Raw genomic sequence first — 16,851 nt, 5'->3', positions numbered from 1 at the left:
CTATCAGTCTATCGTCCAGAAGACACTAAATTTTCTCTCAACCCCCCTTCACAACGGCTTTGCCGCGAATAAAATGACGCTTCTCTCGCCGGCATTCGTCCGGTTTTTCTGGTGTTCTGCCAAACATGTCGACCGATAATCCTTGCCTTAACTGCGGTGCCTGCTGCGCGTTTTTTCGTGTGTCGTTCTACTGGGGTGAATGCCGGTCCGCCGGTGGTCTGGTGCCGGATGAGTTGACGGTGGGAGTTACTCCTCACCACGTTGCGATGGTAGGTACTGATACCAAACCTGCACGCTGCGTCAGCCTACTGGGCGACGTAGGCTGCGGTACGCGTTGTACCATGTACGAAAGCCGACCGAGCCCTTGCCGTGAGTTCGAAGCCTCATGGATCAATGGTGAGCATAACGAGCGGTGCGATGCTGCGCGTGCGGCCTACGGGCTGCCTCCATTGACGCCACCGTTGCAGCCTCATCAGTCGCCTGAGCGTGTAGCCTGATAGCTGGGCGTTTCAACAGAGGCGGAAAAAAGCTTCAAGGGGGCTGCAAATGGAAAGGGCGCGGGTAATGATGGCGATGATCAGGCCCAGCATGCCCAATGTGCCTGCCCACAGCAGGGCCAAGCCGACAGGATGCTGATTTCTGGCGAAGCCTGTGATAAGCATGGCTGAAAACAGAATGATGAAAACAAGGGTGGTGTTGTGATTCATGATGATCGTCCGTCGGTGGCGGTCCGAAGTGTATGCCATTCGCTGCTCTAGAGGCGGCCTATCATCATGTTTGGGAAGAAATATCGAGGGGCCGGTATGAACGGCAATCGCTCATACCGGTAATGACCCGGTCAGGCTGCCTGCCAGGAGCGCTCGGCTTCGTCACGCGTCTTGACCAGTTGAATCTTGCCGCCTTCGACAGACTTCACCCAGGACAGCGGAATATAGTGGTGCTGGCCATTGGCATCCTGATCCTGCTTGGTCAGCTTGATACGATCAGTGCCTTCTAGGTGATCGACTGTGCCAACGTGCTGGCCATCGGATCCTACGATTTCGGCGTGTTCTTTAATGCTATTTACATCAACCATTTCATTCTCCTGTTGGGACGTGAAAGGGTGAGTTGCCCTCAAGCAACTCGCTTAGGCCCATTCAAGGTGCCTACTCAAGGTCCGACAGGGAGAGGCTTCGCTATGTTTCATGGGTGCGACGAGAGGTCGCAGAGGTTGCCGTGCTGTGAAAGTAGGATGACGGTTGCGTGATGAAAGGTGCGTTTCGAAGGTAGAAACGCCCGGATGATCCGGGCGTTTGAAAGCTCTGACAAGGTATTCAGATGCCTTCATCTCCTTGAAACTCTTCAACGGCGCGAACCACTTTGTCATGGTGGGACTCGCCTGCAGCCTCTGCCAGCTTTTCAACCGCCTTGGCAAGTGCCTCGAAGGCATCACGGTAATAAGCAGGCTGATCTTGATCGGCCGCTTTGCCAGCCTGCATACGGGCTTGCTGGAGCAGTTCGGCAATTTCTTCTTTATTTGCTGCCATGGTGGTTTCCCTCATGTAATCGACAGACATTGGACAGCCGCTCGCGAGGTGGATTCACCTTTACTGGCTACGTCGTTCCCACGCCTCCCGATTGACCAGATCAGGCGGGCGCTTACCTGACAGGGCAGCCAGCAGATTATCGACCGCACAGCGTGCCATGCCTTCGCGCGTGCCATGGGTTGCCGAACCAATATGAGGTGTAGCAACCACATTGGGCAGGCTCAGCAGAGGGGAATCTGCCGGAAGCGGCTCCTTTTCGAAGACATCAAGACCGGCACCTTTGAACTGCTGCTTTTGAAGCGCGTCGATCAGGGCCTTTTCATCAACCACCTTGCCACGGGAGATGTTGATGAAAAAGCTTTCCGGTTTTAATAACGCCAACTCCTGCGCCCCGATGAGGCGCGTTGTTTCGGAGCTTAGCGGTACGGTGACACAAATAAAGTCCGCCTCGCTCAGCAGTTGGTCCAGAGAGCGGTACTGTGCGGCGAACTCCCGTTCGATATCCGGCTTGGGTGAATGGCTGTTGTAGAGGATAGGCATGCCAAAGCCGAAGTGACCGCGACGGGCAATCGCCGATCCGATCCGGCCCATTCCCACTATTCCCAGCGTCTTGCCATGAACATCACTGCCGAAGAGGGGTTCCCCCAGGCTGGCCTGCCAGTCTCCCGCCTTGACATAGTTCGCAAGCTCAACCACACGTCTGGCGGTCGACAGGATCAAGGCGAAAGCTGTGTCAGCGACAGTTTCCGTTAGTACATCCGGCGTGTTGCACAAGAGAATGCCACGGCGGGTAAGGTAGTCGAGGTCATAGTTGTCGTAGCCTACCGATACGCTAGCAATGGCTTCCAGGTGAGGTGCCTTGTCCAGCAGTTCAGCGTTGAGTTTGACGCTGGAACCAATCAGGCCGTGCGCGTCTGGCAAGGCGTCTTCCAGCGGTGCCAAACCATGCGTACCGGTTACATCGACATGGATCAGCTCAGCTGCTTCCTGTAGGCGGGCAGTAAGCGCAGGTGAGAGTTTCTTGTAGGCAATGACACGCTTTTTCATGAGCAGTCCTGTTCAGTGAGAGGTGACCGTACGCATCGGCTGTGCGTTTTTGGCTGTTTCCTGGCTGGCAGTAGGAGCGGAACGCAGGAGCATGGTCAGCACGGCAGAGACGAGAAGTGCACTGCCCATGAAGACATAGGACGCAGCAGGGGTACCGGTAACACCGTTCAGATAACCCACGATGTAGGAGCCAACAAAGGAACCCAGTGCTCCCATGCTGTTGATAAGCGCCATGGCTCCACCCGCCACATTGCTGGGCAGGATCTCGGGCACGATGGCGAAGAACGGACCGTAAGGCGCGTACATGCAGGCACCTGCGATAACCAGCAAGGTGTAGGACCACCAGAAATGCTGAGTGCCCAGCATGAACGACCCTGCAAAAGCGAGGGAAGCGATTAGCAGGGGAGGCCACACAAAGCGTTTGCGGTTGAGGGTTTTGTCGGACATCCAGGAGACCGCCAGCATGGCAAGGACCGCCATCAGATAAGGCAGAGCGGATAGCCAGCCAGCCTCGACAATATCCAGCTGAGCGGCCTGTTTTAGGATGGAGGGCAGCCAGATCACGAAACCATATACGCCAATACTCCAGCAGAAATACTGGGCAGACAGCAGAATGACTTTGGGCGAGCGAAAGGCCTCCCGGTAATTCTTGACGGGTTTCATACCCACCTGTTCAGCCTGAAGCGCGCTCTCGAGGTCCTGCTTTTCCTGAGTGCTCAACCATTTGGCCTGTGCGGGACGGTCATCGGCCAGGCGCCACCAGATAAAGGCCCAGATAATGGCGGGAAAGCCCTCGATGATGAACATCCAGCGCCAGTTGAGGGTATGCACCAAGTAGCCTGAAACGACCGACATCCAGAGAATGGTTGCGGGATTACCCAGGATTAAAAACGTATTGGCCCGGGAGCGCTCCGCACGGGTAAACCAGTGGCAGAGATAAACCAGCATGGCTGGCATGACCGCTGCCTCAACCACGCCCAGGAGGAAGCGAATCGCAATCAGGGCCTGTACGTTTGGAATCACGCCGGTCAATGTGGCACAGCCGCCCCACAGGATCAGGCTCCAGAAGATCAGCTTTTTTACGCTGCGCTTTTCAGCGTATATCGCGCCAGGCACCTGAAAGAAGAAATAGCCAAGAAAGAACAGGGCACCCAGGAGCGACGACATGGCTGGAGTAATGGCCAGGTCATCAGCCATGCCGGAGGCGGCCGCGAATCCATAGTTGGCCCGGTCCAGATAGGCCAGGCTGTAGGTGATGAACACGATGGGCATGATGTACCACCAGCGGCGGGTGGCAATGGAGGAGGTTGCATTCATGACGATATACCTGTGGGCTTATTGTTGTTGTCTACGGGGTGTCCAGGTGTTATGGCAGCTCGTGGCGGTAGGGTAGACCTTCCATATCTCCGATAACCTGTACGGCCTTTGCACCGATCCAGTTACCCCGGGCCACGGCAGCGGAAACATCCAGGCCCTCGAGGCAGGCACTGACAAAACCGGTTGCGAAGCCATCGCCAGCGCCGACGGTATCGACGACATTTTCCACCGGATAGCCAGAAACGTGACCCTCGCTTTCATGGGTGCGGTAGTAGGAACCCTCTGGTCCCAACTTGATGGCAACCACCTGGGCGCCCTGGTCCAGATAGAAGGCAGCAATATCTTCGGGAGTGTCATAGCCGGTAAGTAACCTGCCTTCGACCAAGCCCGGCAGTACCCAGTGGGCCAGACTGGCGAGGCGGTTGATCTCCTCACGCATGCGGGCTTCGCTAGGCCAGAGGGAGGGACGCAGGTTGGGATCAAAGGACACACTACGGCCCTTCTGACGGGCACTGTTCATCAAGTGGTAGGCCAGTTCGCGAAGAGAATCTGAGAGCGCGGGTGGAATACCCGTCGCATGCACATGGCGAACATCCAGTAGGGCGTCATCGAAGTCATGCTCTATCGATAGGTGACTGGCAGCTGACCCCTTGCGAAAGTACTCCACGATAGGATCACGGCCATCAATTTCCCGCGATTTGAACTGAAAGCCCGTAGTGTGCTTGGGGTCGATGGCAACCCGGCTGCAATCGACCCCCTCGCGTTCAAGCGTTGCACGAATGAAACGGCCCAGGGAGTCATCGCCTACCCGTGACAACCATCTTACTTTCAAACCCAGACGGGTCAGGCCAATGGCGACATTGCTGTCAGCCCCGGCGATACGCTTGCCGAAGTGCTCGACGTCGGCCAGGTCACCGGGCTCTTCAGCCACGAACATTGTCATCGTCTCGCCAAAGGCCAGCACGTCGTAATCAGGCATGGTGCATCTCCTGCTGAGTGGTACCAAGACGGCCCAATGCCTCGACATGACGCTGGGTCTCGCGAACCACGTCGCCCTGCAGGGGAAATTCGATGGCGCGTGGCAGTCCTGTCTTGAAATGAGTAAATAGCCGCGCCCAGCGTTTCAGGTCCTCAGCTTCAGGGGGCATCGCATGAAGACGGCCGTTGCGCTCGCGAACAGCCTTGCAGTGGATGTACTCCACGTAACATCCCAGTAATTGTGCGGCCGTTTCTGGTTGCTCGTTCTGCCAGTGCCAGTTGCCGACATCGAAGGTCATGCCGATAGGCAGTTTCATTCGCTGCACAATATCAAAAAACGTTTGTAAGGCCTTGAGTCGGCCCCCTTGCGGAGTCTGGTCATTTTCAATCAGCAGGCGCACAGAGCTGGCTTCCAGCATGTGACCCAATGCTTCCATGTCACAGTAAGGTGTGAAGTGGCCAAGGGAGATCTTGAGCGTATGCGCCCCAAGTCGTGCAGCACGTACCATCGCAGGCTGTAACTCACGGGTGGGTTGATGCTCGCCTTGTGACCATAGCTCGATGGGGACCGAATAGACGCATTCCAGTCCCTGTGCAGCTATGCTGTTACCCAGGGCGGATAGCTCAGGTCGCATGTCATCGAAAAGTTCATCACGTATTTCGACGGTACTGGCGCCGGCTCCTGCGATCAGCGGAAGGAAATTTTCCTGACCGCGAGCGCGTACAGCATCAGCACCAAAGGCAGAAGTAGTCACTACGACATCAGGTTTCATAACGCCTCCTGAAACCGGTTTCATTGAAGGTCGAGCACAGTGTGCCGCCCCCACATTGTTGTTTTAACGTCGCGCCGGGGTAGAGCCGCGTACCACCAGTTCAGCCGGTAAGGCCAGCGTTCGTGAGCTCGACACATCGCCTCGCAGGCGTTCCAGCAGATACTCCAATGCGGCTACGCCCAGCGCATGGGTTGGTTGAGCAATGGCGGTAATGCCGTCGTCTACCAATGGATACCAGTCAAGATCGTCCAGGGCGATTAGTCCAACCGATTCAAACGTTCTGTAACCTAATTCCCTGAGGCCTTTTGTCACAGCGAGCGCGGCAATGCCGTTCGCGGCCATGATGGCTTTGGGGCCATGATTGGTATCGGAGAGAAAATGCGCGAGCTGCTCAAGTAGCGCTGCGCTGAAGCCGGCGGAGGAGCTGACGCGACCTCGCACACCCGCACGGGGTGACAGGTAGTGAATGAAGGTTCGGGCGCGCTCTTCTCGTGAACTGGTTCCGTCCAGATCTTCGGTTACCATGAGCAGGTCGCGGTAGCCGCGCTCAAGCAAATGCTCAAGACCCAACCGAATGGCCTGTGTGTTGTCCAGCCCAACGAGATCAGCATCCAGACCATCCAGCTTGCGATCAAGCAATACCATGGGCAGTTCTCGATGCAGTTGCTGAAGCTCTCGAGGATGGTGACCCAGCGTGTTGACGATCAAGCCTTCCACGTTATAGGACTGAAGCGCATTCAGGTGGCGCTCTTCTTGGAGGTCATCTCGATCAGTGTTACATACGATGAGAGAATAGCCATGCCGACGGCAGGCCGTCTCGACGCCATGCATGACGGCAACGGAATAGGGATTGAGCATGTCGGCTACCAGCATACCTATAAGCCGGCTGCGGCCGCGCTTGAGACCTCGCGCCATTTGATTGGGCTGAAAGCCAAGCTTTTCGATCGCCCGTTCGATGCGCAAGGCCAGCGCATCCGATAATAGCTGCCGATCCCCGCTGATGTAGCGAGAAACGCTCGCCTTGGAAACGCCTGCTTCCTGAGCGACCTGATTGATAGTGGCACGCGGCGGACGCATGCTTTGAAGAGGCATATCCAATGGGCCTGCTCCCTAATATTGTGGAGTTCTTGTCTATGGAACGACAGGCTTTGAAACCGGTTTCAGAAAACCATTTGTCCTTTGGCTTGGCAAGAGTACGCCTGGCTTGAACCGACGAGCGGCAGTCCTCATATAGAAAGCTCATAACCTTGTACAATAAAGGTTTCGCCTCGCCATCTTCTCAGGGCCACACAATGACTATCGATGAGTTATCAGCTGAGCTGGGCAAACGGTTATCGGCATTGAAGGCACAGGTCGTAACTGCCGAGTCCTGCACCGGCGGCGGTATTGCCGAAGCCATTACCCGCGTAGCGGGCAGCTCTGCCTGGTTCGAAGCGGGATTTGTGACGTATTCCAACGCCCAGAAAACGGCCCAGCTGGATGTGCCGGATCACTTGTTTATGGAGGTAGGCGCTGTCAGCCAGGCGGTTGTCGAGGCCATGGTACGTGGGGCGCAGGCACGCAGCGGGGCCCGGTTCGCTGTTGCGGTCAGTGGTATCGCAGGCCCGGGTGGCGGCTCTCCAGAAAAGCCTGTCGGGACGGTCTGGCTGGCGTGGGGAAACGGCTCTGACATCTATAGCGAGAAACATCTTTTTCCTGGCGACAGAGCTGCTGTCAGGGCTCAGACCGTTGTGGCTGCATTGGAAGGATTATTGCGAATTTCGACATGAGAAAATCGCATCGAAAGGTAGCCAGCGAGCCCTTCTTATGCTTTAATACTGTTCACATATACAGTGCTTTCCACGGCCGTCTGGCCTACCTTCTTGCGAGAGGATTTTAATGGACGACAACAAAAAGCGCGCCCTGGCCGCGGCCCTGGGTCAAATTGAGCGTCAGTTTGGCAAAGGCGCAGTCATGCGCATGGGTGATCATGAGCGTCAGGCAATTCCAGCTATTTCCACCGGTTCGCTCGGCCTCGATATCGCCCTGGGGATCGGCGGTCTGCCCAAGGGCCGTATCGTAGAAATCTACGGTCCGGAGTCGTCGGGTAAAACTACGCTGACCCTGTCCGTCATTGCTGAGGCGCAAAAGCAGGGCGCAACTTGTGCCTTCGTTGACGCAGAGCATGCGTTGGATCCGGATTATGCCAGCAAGCTGGGCGTCAATGTTGACGACCTGCTGGTTTCCCAGCCGGATACCGGTGAACAGGCGCTGGAAATCACCGACATGCTGGTGCGCTCCAATGCTGTAGACGTGATCATCGTCGACTCCGTAGCTGCCCTGGTGCCCAAGGCGGAAATCGAAGGCGAAATGGGTGACATGCACGTAGGTCTGCAGGCGCGTCTGATGTCTCAGGCGCTGCGCAAGATCACCGGCAATATCAAGACCGCCAACTGCCTGGTTATTTTCATCAACCAGATCCGTATGAAGATCGGGGTGATGTTTGGCAACCCGGAAACTACAACTGGCGGTAACGCGTTGAAGTTCTACTCCTCGGTCCGTCTGGATATCCGCCGTACCGGTGCGGTGAAGGAAGGGGACGAGGTGGTAGGTAGCGAGACCCGCGTTAAAGTCGTCAAGAACAAGGTGTCTCCACCATTCCGTCAGGCTGAATTCCAGATCCTGTACGGCAAGGGCATCTACCGTAACGGTGAGATCATTGATCTGGGCGTACAGCTGGGTCTGGTTGAAAAGTCAGGTGCCTGGTATAGCTACCAAGGAACCAAGATTGGCCAGGGTAAGGCTAACGCGGCCAAGTTCCTGGAAGAGAACCTTGAAGTACGTAATGCGCTCGACAAGAGCATTCGCGAAAAGCTTCTAAGCCAGGCCCCCGTTAAAGGGGCGGCCACTGAAGAAGCCGAAGCGGGCGCTGACGCTGACTTCTAAGGTTCTGCCTGATAAAAGCCCTCGCTGTGCGAGGGCTTTTTTATTTCAGCCTGATAATTTTACGGGGCGTTTGAATGCCTATTGAACTCGATACCCCAGCGGCTGTTCGCCTGGCAGCTATGGATCTACTGGCCCGCCGAGAGCATGGCCGACAAGAGCTGGTTCGCAAGTTGCGTAAGCGGGGGGCACCGGATGAACTGATCAACGCAGCCCTGGATCGCCTGGCCGAAGAGGGGCTGCTGAGCGAGACACGTTATCTGGGTAGCTATATCGCAAGTCGTGCCCGGGCGGGTTATGGACCTGTTCGTATCCGTGAGGAATTGGCCCAGCGCGGTCTTGCCCGTGCTGATATCGAACAGGCGCTATCGGAGTGTGAGGAAGACTGGTCAGCTCATTTACGTGATGTCTGGCAACGCAAATTCAAAGGCAAGCGCCCCGCTGACGCTAAGGAACGTGCACAGCAGGGACGTTTCTTGAGCTACCGCGGTTTCTCCATCGACAGCGTCAGTCGATTGCTGCGTGGCGCGCCAGATGACTGATAGGGCGGGCCCGGCTAACGCCTCTCGATCAGCGTAGCCAATGTTGTGGATCGTTCAGTGAATCCACCAACTCGCGCAGGCGCCCATAATCGCGGCCATTGAAGTTGAAGGAAAGCTGGCTCAGGTGAGCAAATTCCGGTTCGTCGATGTTGGTTTTGCCCGAGGCTTGCTGAGTGAAGTGCCCGCTCTTGCACAGGTCCGCAAAGTGCGTATCGATATGCGCCAGCGCTTCGGATGTTAGGGCATGGTTCAGACGCATCACGAATTGACCGTTCAGCCAGCGTGTCGAATGAAAGTTGCTGTAGAACCGGCTGATGATCTCTGCTGCCTCTTCCGCAGTATGCACCAGCGTTGCCAGTTTCAGGTCCTTGGGCAGGATATAGCGCTCATCCGCCAGGTTCTTTTTCAGAAAAGTGACCGCATCCTTCCAGAACGTACCCTCAGGTGTATCCAGTAGCACGACGGGTACGAGAGGGCTTTTACCGGTTTGTATCAGCGTAAGGACTTCAAAGGTTTCGTCCAGGGTGCCAAATCCGCCAGGGCAGAGTACAAGTGCATCGGCTTCCTTGAGAAAAAACAGTTTACGTACGTAGAAGAAGTGAAAGGACAGCAGGTGATCGGTGCCGTCCATGGTTTGGTTGGCCCGTTGTTCAAAAGGCAGGGTAATGTTGAAGCCCAGGCTATTGTCCAAGCCGGCACCTTCGTGAGCTGCCGCCATGATGCCGCCACCTGCTCCAGTGATGACCATCATGTCCCGCTGAGCGAGGGCTGAGCCGAGTGTGCGGGCCAGCACATAGAGTTCATGATCCACGGCCGTACGGGCTGATCCGAAAACCGTTACCTTGCGCCGTCGCTTGTATTGCTCAAGATGACGAAAGGCATTTTCCATCTCTCGCATGGTTTGCACCATGATCTTGGCATCCCAACGGTTGCGGTCTGCCTGGGCCATGCGAACCACGGTCAACAGCATGTCGCGATACAGAGACAGATTGGGACTGTTGGCCGGAACGGTATGAGCCAGCAGCTCATCGATCTTTTGGGAAAGGTCTTCGGCACTGACCTGTACATGACGAGACAGATAGTCGTCTTGTGCGTCTGGGTTCATCTGCATACTCCTGGTAGCCACTGCTGTGTAATCAAGCTGCCATTCCAGGCAGCGATTACCTTGCCTTTAGCATAGTCGTGGCGCGGAGTAAGAAAGGCAAATGCCTGTCTTGAATGGCCATGCCAGACGCGGCATGGCAAAGGAAGCTTACTTGCTCAGACCGCAATCGGCTGCTTCGAAGCGCTCGTTCGCAACCGGGCGATTGCTCTGGTATTCGGTAAAGCTGTACACCAACATGGCGCCACGGGCTAACAACTGGCGGTAGCCGGTGTTGCGGCAGACACTGGCGGCCAGCTGGGTGCGTACAGTCGCCGGGTTGGCTTCCATCTGATGCGCATGGCTGGCACGTACACTCAAATGATTGATGAGCTGGCGCCCTTCAACGGTATAGCCACGGTCAAGAATGTCTTCATTGATAGCGCGTGGAGTCCCCACGCTGCTTTCTTTCGCGACCTTTTGCAGCATCTGCGACAGTTCTTGTTCTTTCAGCGAGGCCGCCTGGGCCGCTGCAGGAAGGATGAAGCAAAGGGCGAGGGCAGTATAACGCAGCATTGAACTCTCCAACGTAGATCAGGCTCGCTTCGACCGCAGGGCAGCCGTGATGTTCGCAAGCAAAGGCTAATTGCGGTACGCAAAGGGTACTCCTGTGGTCGGCGCTTTCAAAATGCCAGATGTGTTCTGGACAGCCTTTGTTAAACTTGCCTGCGTAAATCACGCAGTACTTCTCATGCCTTATATCCGCTCTGCCAATTCTTCTTCCAGCCCGCCAAATGCCGTAGCCCGGCTGCGTCATGATCGTCTGGCGCGCAGCAGCAAACCTTTTGTTGCCCGTGGATCCCGCGTTCAACGCTGTGAGGGTTGTCGCCTTGCGTTGCCTCACTGCTTCTGTGAATGGCGACCTGCGGTCGAATGCGCGGCAGGCATGTGCCTGATCATGCACGATGTAGAGCCGCTCAAGCCAAGCAATACCGGATGGCTGATTGCCGATGTGGTCAGTGACAGTTTTGCCTTTGGCTGGTCGAGAACGGATGTAGATGACGCACTACTGGCCGTACTGGGCGATCCCCAATGGCAACCTTATCTCGTATTTCCGGCCGAGTATTCAACGCCTGAGCGAGTCGTGCAAACAGTGGAGCCCATTCAGGGCAAGCGACCTTTATTCGTCCTGCTGGATGCTACCTGGACGGAGGCACGAAAGATGTTTCGCAAGAGTCCTTATCTGGATAGCCTGCCAGTACTCAGCCTAAGCCCTGAAGAGCTTTCCCGGTATCGGCTGCGACGCTCCACACGAGGCGAGCACCTCTGTACGGCAGAAGTGGCTGCACTTTGTCTGGAGCTGGCGAGAGAGGAAAGAGCGGCGGTGGCGCTTGATGCCTATCTGGACGTGTTCAGTGAACGTTATCTCAACGCCAAACAGAATCGCCAGACAGATCCGTTCAGCCCGGCGCATCAGCGATTGCAGCCCTTCGTTGCCGCATTCCCCTGATTAGTTAGTCACCTTGGGCTCGACCACGGCCTTTCTGGGCCAGAGCTGCGCAACCAGCATGCCGATAAACATGAGCGCGCAGCCCAGATAACCGCGGGCGGTAAGCGACTCGTCCAGCAGCCAGGCGCCAAAAAAGGCCGCAAAGACGGCTTCGAGTGAGAAAATGATGGCCGCATGGGAAGCAATGGCGTCGCGCTGTGCAACGACCTGCAACGTATAACCGATGCCGGCGGCAATGATACCGCCATACAGCAGCGCGGGAGCGGCCTGAATAATGTTCTGAGCCTGAATCGGCTCAAACAGCAATGCCAGCGTCAGGCTGACCGCTGCGCAGAATGCGAACTGAAGGATGGACAGCAGCATTGGATCATGGCGGCTTGCAAAATGCCCTACGACCAGCACATGCGCTCCCCAGGCAAAGGCGCCGGCCAATTGCAGCCAATCGCCGGAAGCTACCTGAAAATTCTCGCCTATGCTAAGCAAACACATGCCTGCCACCGCCAGGCAGGCACCTAGCCAAGTGCCTCTGCCGGTGCGTTCGCCAAACAGTAAACCCAGAATGGGGACTACAATCACATAGAGTCCGGTGATGAAACCGGAGTTGGTCACGGATGTGAATAGCAGACCCACTTGCTGGAGGTTGATGCCAATGGAAAGCAGCAGACCCATCAGACAGCCGCCGATCACTAATCGCCGGTCGAGGCTAATCGGTGTTCTGGCGCGGCGATGCAGCACCAGCAGGACTGGAATCAGTGTCAGTGCACCCAATGCAAAGCGAAGTCCCGTAAAGAGGAACGGACCGATGGAGTCCATGCCGGCGCGCTGTGCAATAAAGGCGCTCCCCCAGATCATGGCTGTGATCAGCATGAGAACATCGGCACGCAGGGCTTGGGTACGCATGACAGGCTCGCTTGGCAAAAGTCGCCACTCTGCCGGATGGCTGTGACTTTGGGAACCCTGTGATTATGGTCGCAAAGTGCCTTGACCCGTCGTCGGACGCTCGGCATTCTGAGCCGCTGAAATTACAGAATCATAATAAGGACCAATTTACCGATGGCCGCCTATCAGATCCTCATCGCGGATGATCATCCGCTGTTCCGTAGCGCCCTGCAGCAAGCCTTGACGCTTGGCTTGGGGCAGCAGGCACAGCTGGTGGAAGCGGCAAGTATCGCCGAACTCGAGGCTCAGCTGGCGCACAAGACTGACTGGGATTTGGTCCTGCTCGACCTCAACATGCCGGGCGCCTATGGTTTTTCCGGACTAGTGCTGCTGCGCGGGCAATACCCACAGATTCCGGTGGTCATGGTCTCTGCTCAGGAAGACGCCGCTGTAGTGCAGCGCGCACGGGAGTTCGGTGCCAGTGGTTTCATACCTAAATCCAGCGATCTGGAAACGATCCAGCAAGCCGTACGCCTTGTGCTGGATGGTGATACCTGGTGGCCGGCCCAAGGGGAGGGCGCTGCGAACCTCAGCGAAGAAGCCAAGGCCGCGAAGGCCGGATTATCCAGCCTGACGCCCCAGCAGTTCAGGGTGCTGACCATGGTATGCGATGGTCTTTTGAACAAGCAGATTGCCTATGAACTCAGCGTGTCGGAAGCCACAGTAAAAGCGCATGTAACGGCTATCTTCCGTAAATTGGGTGTGAGAACCCGAACGCAGGCTGCCCTGTTGCTGCAACAGCTCGAATCAACTCCAGGCTGATGAGTTTTCACGCTTTTTCGACACGCTACAGGCTAGTCTTCTATTGAGTCGCTGCATGGAGCCTGGTGTGATATCTCCCTATAAAGGCAAGACCGGCCTTAAACGTGTCATCAAGGCTACGGGCTATTCCCTGGCCGGTCTGAAGGTGGCTTTCAAAGGAGAGGCTGCCTTCCGCTCGCTGGTGCTGATGAGCTGCATCCTGATCCCGCTGGCCTTTTGGCTGGATGTATCGCGAGGCGAGCGGGCAATCATGGTGGGTGTCTGCCTGCTTTCGCTGATTGTTGAGCTGTTCAATGCCGCTATCGAAGCCGTGGTGGACCGGGTCTCGCTGGAATGGCATGAGTTGTCCAAGAACGCCAAGGACTTGGGCAGTGCGGCTCAATTCGTGGCAATGTGGATGATTGCAGCCGTCTGGTCGATCATTCTGCTGGGGTAGCACGCTCCTTAAAGGGGGCCAGCAAGATCTGGTCGCTACGTGCAATACCCTCGGTAAGCTTGCGACACAGTGCCAGGAATTCGGTCATGGCTGCCGTCTGGTATTTCTGGCGGTGCCAGATAAAACAGAACTGACGACGCAAATCCAGGCTGGGGGTTTCGATTGGGACAAGACTGCCGCGCTCGAAGGCATCGCGCAGGGCAAGCCTCGAGATGCAACCAATACCTAGACCTGATTCCACTGCCCGAATAATGGCCTCTGTATGCTCCAGTTCCAGGCGAATATTCAGGGGCGCCGCATGATGACGCATGGCCTGATCGAACGTCAGGCGGGTGCCGGAGCCTTGCTCCCGAAGAATCCAGGCCTGATCAATCAGCTCTTCCAGACCTACCGTTGGATGGTTGGCTAAAGAATGTTGCGGAGCACAAAAGATTACCAGCTCATCTTCAATCCAAGGGTGGACTTCAATATCCGCGTCCTGGCAATCCCCCTCAATCAGCCCCAGATCAATGTCATGGTTAGCCACGCGCTGTACGATATGCGCCGTGTTGTGAACATGCAGGCGCACCCGGCAATCGGGATGACGTTGCATGAAATCACCCAGCAGGAGCGTAGCCAGATAGTTGCCAATGGTGAGCGTGGCGCCGACCTCCAGTGAGCCGAATCCGGTCTTGCCCCGTAGCAGGTTTTCGATCTCGTCGCTGCGGTCGAGCAAGGCAACTGCCTTGGGCAATAACTGGCGGCCCAAGGCATTAAGGGTTAGCCGTTTGCCTGCACGGTCAAAGAGTTTGCAGTCGAACTGACGCTCTAGCTCTCCCAAGGCCGTGCTGGTTGCCGATTGTGAGAGCGCAAGCGTCTCTGCCGCGCGGGAAACACTTTCCAGGCGGGCGACGCCGACGAAGACTTCGAGTTGACGCAACGTGAATCTCATATCTGCTCACTGGATAACCGATATCCGAATTATTCATTTTACGGATATTCTTGCGTTATATAAAATGCCGCGCAAATGCGCTTGGTCGCGTCCTTTTTGTCAAACCCGATCCAGAGCGGTCACACGTGCAGGTAGTCCCGCCTCCGCGAGACAGAGCCGGGCATCAGCGTCTTTGGGCAGGTGATTAGGAGTTTTTCATGAGTAATCTGTACACCGAGCGCGTCCTGAGCGTTCACCACTGGAACGATACACTGTTCAGCTTCAAGACGACCCGTAATCCGGGGCTGCGTTTCGAGAACGGCCAGTTTGTCATGATTGGACTGGAAACCGAAGGCGGCCGTCCGTTGATGCGCGCCTACAGTATCGCCAGCCCCAACTATGAAGAGCACCTGGAATTTTTCAGCATCAAGGTTCCGGATGGTCCGCTGACCTCCCGCCTGCAGCACCTGAAGGAAGGCGATAACCTCATGGTTAGCCGCAAGCCTACCGGTACGCTGATTCTGAGCGACCTGAAGCCTGGCAAGCACCTTTATCTGCTATCCACCGGCACCGGCATGGCGCCGTTCCTGAGCACCATTCAGGATCCGGAAACCTATGAGCGTTTCGAGAAGGTGATTCTGGTTCACGGTGTACGTTATGTAAATGAACTGGCCTATGCCGACTTCATCACCAACGTACTGCCTGAGCATGAATACTTTGGCGATATGGTTCGCGAAAAGCTAATCTATTATCCGCTGGTGACGCGTGAAGAATTCCGCAATATGGGTCGTCAGACCGATCTGATGCGCAGCGGCAAGTTATTTGAAGATATCGGCCTGCCTCCGATCAATCCTCAGGACGACCGTGCGATGATTTGCGGCAGCCCTAGCATGCTGGACGAAACCAGCGAAGTGCTGAACGAGTTTGGTCTGACCATCTCTCCACGTATGGGTGATCCGGGTGACTACCTGATCGAGCGCGCGTTCGTCGAGAAGTAAGCGCTACCCGCGTTATCGAAACCCGCCCTGGAGGCGGGTTTTTTGTGTCTACGGTAAGGGCTGATCAGGCGCAGAAAAGCTGTTTGACCCAGACTCAGTCATTATCTGCACGCTCGATATCCAGAATACGGATGACATTGGGCTCCGGATAATGCCAATGGACGTCTACATCCCATAGGCGAACACCATAACGGCGGTCAGGCGGCGGGATTTGATAAGCCGGGCGAGGGTCCTGAGTCAGGCATTGCTCAATCAGAGCGGCCAATGGCTCGTTCAGACGCTTTCCATGCTGCTCCGCCTGCACACGGGCCTCGTGCGTCCAGAGGACCGGAATCCCATCGGGAGGTGCACTGGCTATAGTATTAAAGGCAGTTGGAATTGCATCGGCGTAGGGCACGTAAGGCTTGATGTCCAGCACCGGGGTACCGTCCAGTAGATCGATACCTGACAGCATGAGCCGGCCCGGCTCGATAGCGTCCAGTGTTACCACAGATTGCCCAATACCATTAGGACGGTGAGTGGCACGCGTCGCAAAGACACCCAGGGAACGGTTCCCGCCCAGGCGGGGAGGACGTACTTTAAGACGCGGTTTCTCTTCCAATGTCTGGTGAAAGAGAAACAGCAGCCAGACATGACTGACGTGTTCCAGCCCCTGTACAGCATCCGGGTGGTCGAACGGCGGTACAAACTCCAATACACCTCGGGCAGCCGGAGCCAAATGGGGCTGGCGAGGGATGGCGAACTTCTCCTTGAAACAAGAGCGGATATGGCCGATAGGGGAAACGCTATAAGTCATGGGGAGCGTCATAAGGGAGACAGGCTGGCTATTTTAGCCTGTCTGCCTCAAGTATGACTCTCACGCATAGTCTTTGAAGTATTCAGCTGGTTACGGCGAACACCACGGATATTCATGAATGCCAGCCCCAGTTGCAAAACGATCAAGGCATACGCCTGTGTATGCAGGCCCCAAGTGATCCATAATCCATTGCTGGCAAGAAAGCACCAGAACCCAAGGTTTCGGCGGTTTTCACGTTGGGAAGCAACCAGCCACGCCGCGATCAGGGTCACGGCCATGGCTGGCCATTGCAATAAATCGATGTAATCCATGAA

At 56.1% G+C, this 16,851-nt stretch carries 22 protein-coding genes; 8 read left to right on the top strand and 14 right to left on the bottom strand.

The genetic code is table 11. The annotated features are described in order from the left end of the window. Positions 1 to 125 precede the first annotated feature (125 nt). On the top strand, positions 126 to 497 hold the full coding sequence (locus QWJ10_RS01125; protein ID WP_010797414.1) for a YkgJ family cysteine cluster protein: 372 nt from the start codon (positions 126 to 128) through the stop codon (positions 495 to 497). Positions 498 to 509: 12 nt separating this feature from the next. Here QWJ10_RS01125 and QWJ10_RS01120 read toward each other — a convergent pair whose 3' ends face one another. The 8 genes from QWJ10_RS01120 to QWJ10_RS01085 all read right to left on the bottom strand — a co-directional run bounded on the left by QWJ10_RS01120 (position 510) and on the right by QWJ10_RS01085 (position 6,733). Further along, on the bottom strand, positions 510 to 707 hold the full coding sequence (locus tag QWJ10_RS01120; protein WP_010797415.1) for a hypothetical protein: 198 nt from the start codon (positions 705 to 707) through the stop codon (positions 510 to 512). Between the two features lie 131 nt (positions 708 to 838). Then, entirely contained in the window at positions 839 to 1,075 is a 237-nt protein-coding gene (locus QWJ10_RS01115; RefSeq protein WP_010797416.1) for a DUF2171 domain-containing protein, read from the bottom strand. A 238-nt stretch (positions 1,076 to 1,313) separates the two neighbouring features. Continuing rightward, positions 1,314 to 1,526: a hypothetical protein gene (locus QWJ10_RS01110; protein WP_289923694.1), complete on the bottom strand. Its 213-nt coding sequence runs from the start codon at positions 1,524 to 1,526 to the stop codon at positions 1,314 to 1,316. Positions 1,527 to 1,586: 60 nt separating this feature from the next. Then, positions 1,587 to 2,573 (bottom strand): D-glycerate dehydrogenase, encoded by a 987-nt coding sequence (locus QWJ10_RS01105; protein WP_289923692.1) that lies wholly within the window; start codon positions 2,571 to 2,573, stop codon positions 1,587 to 1,589. Positions 2,574 to 2,585: 12 nt separating this feature from the next. After that, positions 2,586 to 3,890 carry an MFS transporter gene (locus tag QWJ10_RS01100; RefSeq protein WP_125889468.1) on the bottom strand — a complete coding sequence of 435 codons (1,305 nt, stop codon included), beginning with the start codon at positions 3,888 to 3,890 and terminating at the stop codon, positions 2,586 to 2,588. A gap of 49 nt (positions 3,891 to 3,939) precedes the next feature. Continuing rightward, a complete protein-coding gene (locus tag QWJ10_RS01095; RefSeq protein WP_289923688.1) occupies positions 3,940 to 4,869 on the bottom strand; it encodes a sugar kinase in 930 nt (309 codons plus the stop codon). Then, positions 4,862 to 5,641 (bottom strand): TIM barrel protein, encoded by a 780-nt coding sequence (locus QWJ10_RS01090; RefSeq protein ID WP_197871926.1) that lies wholly within the window; start codon positions 5,639 to 5,641, stop codon positions 4,862 to 4,864. Before QWJ10_RS01090 ends, QWJ10_RS01095 begins: the two co-directional genes overlap by 8 nt. A 63-nt stretch (positions 5,642 to 5,704) precedes the next feature. Beyond that, positions 5,705 to 6,733, bottom strand: coding sequence for a LacI family DNA-binding transcriptional regulator (locus QWJ10_RS01085; RefSeq protein WP_289923681.1), 1,029 nt, complete (start codon positions 6,731 to 6,733; stop codon positions 5,705 to 5,707). 200 nt (positions 6,734 to 6,933) lie between these two features. On the opposite strand from QWJ10_RS01085, the gene QWJ10_RS01080 reads away from it, so the two are divergent. The 3 genes from QWJ10_RS01080 (at position 6,934) to recX (ending at position 9,105) form a co-directional block, all read left to right on the top strand. After that, on the top strand, positions 6,934 to 7,410 hold the full coding sequence (locus QWJ10_RS01080) for a CinA family protein (RefSeq protein ID WP_019364467.1): 477 nt from the start codon (positions 6,934 to 6,936) through the stop codon (positions 7,408 to 7,410). Positions 7,411 to 7,519: 109 nt separating this feature from the next. Beyond that, the gene (recA, locus tag QWJ10_RS01075; protein WP_010797425.1) at positions 7,520 to 8,566 is read left to right on the top strand and encodes a recombinase RecA; all 1,047 of its coding nucleotides are present in this window, start codon (positions 7,520 to 7,522) and stop codon (positions 8,564 to 8,566) included. A 74-nt stretch (positions 8,567 to 8,640) separates the two neighbouring features. Beyond that, on the top strand, positions 8,641 to 9,105 hold the full coding sequence (recX, locus tag QWJ10_RS01070) for a recombination regulator RecX (protein ID WP_010797426.1): 465 nt from the start codon (positions 8,641 to 8,643) through the stop codon (positions 9,103 to 9,105). A gap of 28 nt (positions 9,106 to 9,133) precedes the next feature. Here recX and QWJ10_RS01065 read toward each other — a convergent pair whose 3' ends face one another. Continuing rightward, a complete protein-coding gene (locus QWJ10_RS01065) occupies positions 9,134 to 10,210 on the bottom strand; it encodes a TIGR00730 family Rossman fold protein (protein WP_019364468.1) in 1,077 nt (358 codons plus the stop codon). A gap of 147 nt (positions 10,211 to 10,357) precedes the next feature. Continuing rightward, entirely contained in the window at positions 10,358 to 10,762 is a 405-nt protein-coding gene (locus QWJ10_RS01060) for a quorum-sensing-regulated virulence factor family protein (protein WP_010797428.1), read from the bottom strand. A gap of 175 nt (positions 10,763 to 10,937) precedes the next feature. On the opposite strand from QWJ10_RS01060, the gene QWJ10_RS01055 reads away from it, so the two are divergent. After that, positions 10,938 to 11,696, top strand: a complete 759-nt coding sequence (locus tag QWJ10_RS01055; RefSeq protein ID WP_289923676.1) for a tRNA-uridine aminocarboxypropyltransferase — start codon at positions 10,938 to 10,940, stop codon at positions 11,694 to 11,696. Here the strand turns inward: QWJ10_RS01055 and QWJ10_RS01050 are convergent, their stop codons facing one another. Further along, complete coding sequence (locus tag QWJ10_RS01050) at positions 11,697 to 12,596, bottom strand: DMT family transporter (RefSeq protein WP_125889461.1); 900 nt, start codon at positions 12,594 to 12,596, stop codon at positions 11,697 to 11,699. Positions 12,597 to 12,749: 153 nt separating this feature from the next. Here QWJ10_RS01050 and erdR point away from each other — a divergent pair, with 153 nt between their 5' ends. Further along, a complete protein-coding gene (gene erdR, locus QWJ10_RS01045; RefSeq protein ID WP_010797431.1) occupies positions 12,750 to 13,397 on the top strand; it encodes a response regulator transcription factor ErdR in 648 nt (215 codons plus the stop codon). 55 nt (positions 13,398 to 13,452) lie between these two features. Next, positions 13,453 to 13,833, top strand: a complete 381-nt coding sequence (locus QWJ10_RS01040) for a diacylglycerol kinase (protein ID WP_010797432.1) — start codon at positions 13,453 to 13,455, stop codon at positions 13,831 to 13,833. On the opposite strand, the gene QWJ10_RS01035 is transcribed toward QWJ10_RS01040, so the two are convergent. Continuing rightward, on the bottom strand, positions 13,817 to 14,764 hold the full coding sequence (locus QWJ10_RS01035; RefSeq protein WP_019364472.1) for a LysR family transcriptional regulator: 948 nt from the start codon (positions 14,762 to 14,764) through the stop codon (positions 13,817 to 13,819). The two genes, QWJ10_RS01040 and QWJ10_RS01035, sit on opposite strands and share 17 nt — an antisense overlap. 197 nt (positions 14,765 to 14,961) lie before the next feature. On the opposite strand from QWJ10_RS01035, the gene fpr reads away from it, so the two are divergent. Next, the gene (gene fpr / locus QWJ10_RS01030; protein WP_019364473.1) at positions 14,962 to 15,741 is read left to right on the top strand and encodes a ferredoxin-NADP reductase; all 780 of its coding nucleotides are present in this window, start codon (positions 14,962 to 14,964) and stop codon (positions 15,739 to 15,741) included. 94 nt (positions 15,742 to 15,835) lie between these two features. Here the strand turns inward: fpr and tsaA are convergent, their stop codons facing one another. Both tsaA and QWJ10_RS01020 read right to left on the bottom strand, forming a co-directional pair. Next, positions 15,836 to 16,537 carry a tRNA (N6-threonylcarbamoyladenosine(37)-N6)-methyltransferase TrmO gene (tsaA, locus tag QWJ10_RS01025; protein WP_289923664.1) on the bottom strand — a complete coding sequence of 234 codons (702 nt, stop codon included), beginning with the start codon at positions 16,535 to 16,537 and terminating at the stop codon, positions 15,836 to 15,838. A 47-nt stretch (positions 16,538 to 16,584) separates the two neighbouring features. Continuing rightward, a complete protein-coding gene (locus QWJ10_RS01020; RefSeq protein WP_289923661.1) occupies positions 16,585 to 16,848 on the bottom strand; it encodes a hypothetical protein in 264 nt (87 codons plus the stop codon). Between the last annotated feature and the right edge of the window lie 3 nt (positions 16,849 to 16,851).

It is taken from the genome of Pseudomonas sp. WAC2, from assembly GCF_030403525.1.
Classification (GTDB): Bacteria; Pseudomonadota; Gammaproteobacteria; order Pseudomonadales; family Pseudomonadaceae; genus Chryseomonas; species Chryseomonas luteola.
Note: the sequence above shows the minus strand (reverse complement) of the source record. Positions and strands in the feature narration are given on the sequence as shown.

Excerpts from the sequence above, each read along its gene's own strand:
- QWJ10_RS01125 (WP_010797414.1), top strand. The coding sequence starts at position 126 with ATGTCGACCGATAATCCTTGCCTTAACTGCGGTGCCTGCTGCGCGTTT.
- QWJ10_RS01120 (WP_010797415.1), bottom strand. The coding sequence starts at position 707 with ATGAATCACAACACCACCCTTGTTTTCATCATTCTGTTTTCAGCCATG.
- QWJ10_RS01115 (WP_010797416.1), bottom strand. The coding sequence starts at position 1,075 with ATGGTTGATGTAAATAGCATTAAAGAACACGCCGAAATCGTAGGATCC.
- QWJ10_RS01110 (WP_289923694.1), bottom strand. The coding sequence starts at position 1,526 with ATGGCAGCAAATAAAGAAGAAATTGCCGAACTGCTCCAGCAAGCCCGT.
- QWJ10_RS01105 (WP_289923692.1), bottom strand. The coding sequence starts at position 2,573 with ATGAAAAAGCGTGTCATTGCCTACAAGAAACTCTCACCTGCGCTTACT.
- QWJ10_RS01100 (WP_125889468.1), bottom strand. The coding sequence starts at position 3,890 with ATGAATGCAACCTCCTCCATTGCCACCCGCCGCTGGTGGTACATCATG.
- QWJ10_RS01095 (WP_289923688.1), bottom strand. The coding sequence starts at position 4,869 with ATGCCTGATTACGACGTGCTGGCCTTTGGCGAGACGATGACAATGTTC.
- QWJ10_RS01090 (WP_197871926.1), bottom strand. The coding sequence starts at position 5,641 with ATGAAACCTGATGTCGTAGTGACTACTTCTGCCTTTGGTGCTGATGCT.
- QWJ10_RS01085 (WP_289923681.1), bottom strand. The coding sequence starts at position 6,733 with ATGCCTCTTCAAAGCATGCGTCCGCCGCGTGCCACTATCAATCAGGTC.
- QWJ10_RS01080 (WP_019364467.1), top strand. The coding sequence starts at position 6,934 with ATGACTATCGATGAGTTATCAGCTGAGCTGGGCAAACGGTTATCGGCA.
- recA (WP_010797425.1), top strand. The coding sequence starts at position 7,520 with ATGGACGACAACAAAAAGCGCGCCCTGGCCGCGGCCCTGGGTCAAATT.
- recX (WP_010797426.1), top strand. The coding sequence starts at position 8,641 with ATGCCTATTGAACTCGATACCCCAGCGGCTGTTCGCCTGGCAGCTATG.
- QWJ10_RS01065 (WP_019364468.1), bottom strand. The coding sequence starts at position 10,210 with ATGAACCCAGACGCACAAGACGACTATCTGTCTCGTCATGTACAGGTC.
- QWJ10_RS01060 (WP_010797428.1), bottom strand. The coding sequence starts at position 10,762 with ATGCTGCGTTATACTGCCCTCGCCCTTTGCTTCATCCTTCCTGCAGCG.
- QWJ10_RS01055 (WP_289923676.1), top strand. The coding sequence starts at position 10,938 with ATGCCTTATATCCGCTCTGCCAATTCTTCTTCCAGCCCGCCAAATGCC.
- QWJ10_RS01050 (WP_125889461.1), bottom strand. The coding sequence starts at position 12,596 with ATGCGTACCCAAGCCCTGCGTGCCGATGTTCTCATGCTGATCACAGCC.
- erdR (WP_010797431.1), top strand. The coding sequence starts at position 12,750 with ATGGCCGCCTATCAGATCCTCATCGCGGATGATCATCCGCTGTTCCGT.
- QWJ10_RS01040 (WP_010797432.1), top strand. The coding sequence starts at position 13,453 with ATGGAGCCTGGTGTGATATCTCCCTATAAAGGCAAGACCGGCCTTAAA.
- QWJ10_RS01035 (WP_019364472.1), bottom strand. The coding sequence starts at position 14,764 with ATGAGATTCACGTTGCGTCAACTCGAAGTCTTCGTCGGCGTCGCCCGC.
- fpr (WP_019364473.1), top strand. The coding sequence starts at position 14,962 with ATGAGTAATCTGTACACCGAGCGCGTCCTGAGCGTTCACCACTGGAAC.
- tsaA (WP_289923664.1), bottom strand. The coding sequence starts at position 16,537 with ATGACTTATAGCGTTTCCCCTATCGGCCATATCCGCTCTTGTTTCAAG.
- QWJ10_RS01020 (WP_289923661.1), bottom strand. The coding sequence starts at position 16,848 with ATGGATTACATCGATTTATTGCAATGGCCAGCCATGGCCGTGACCCTG.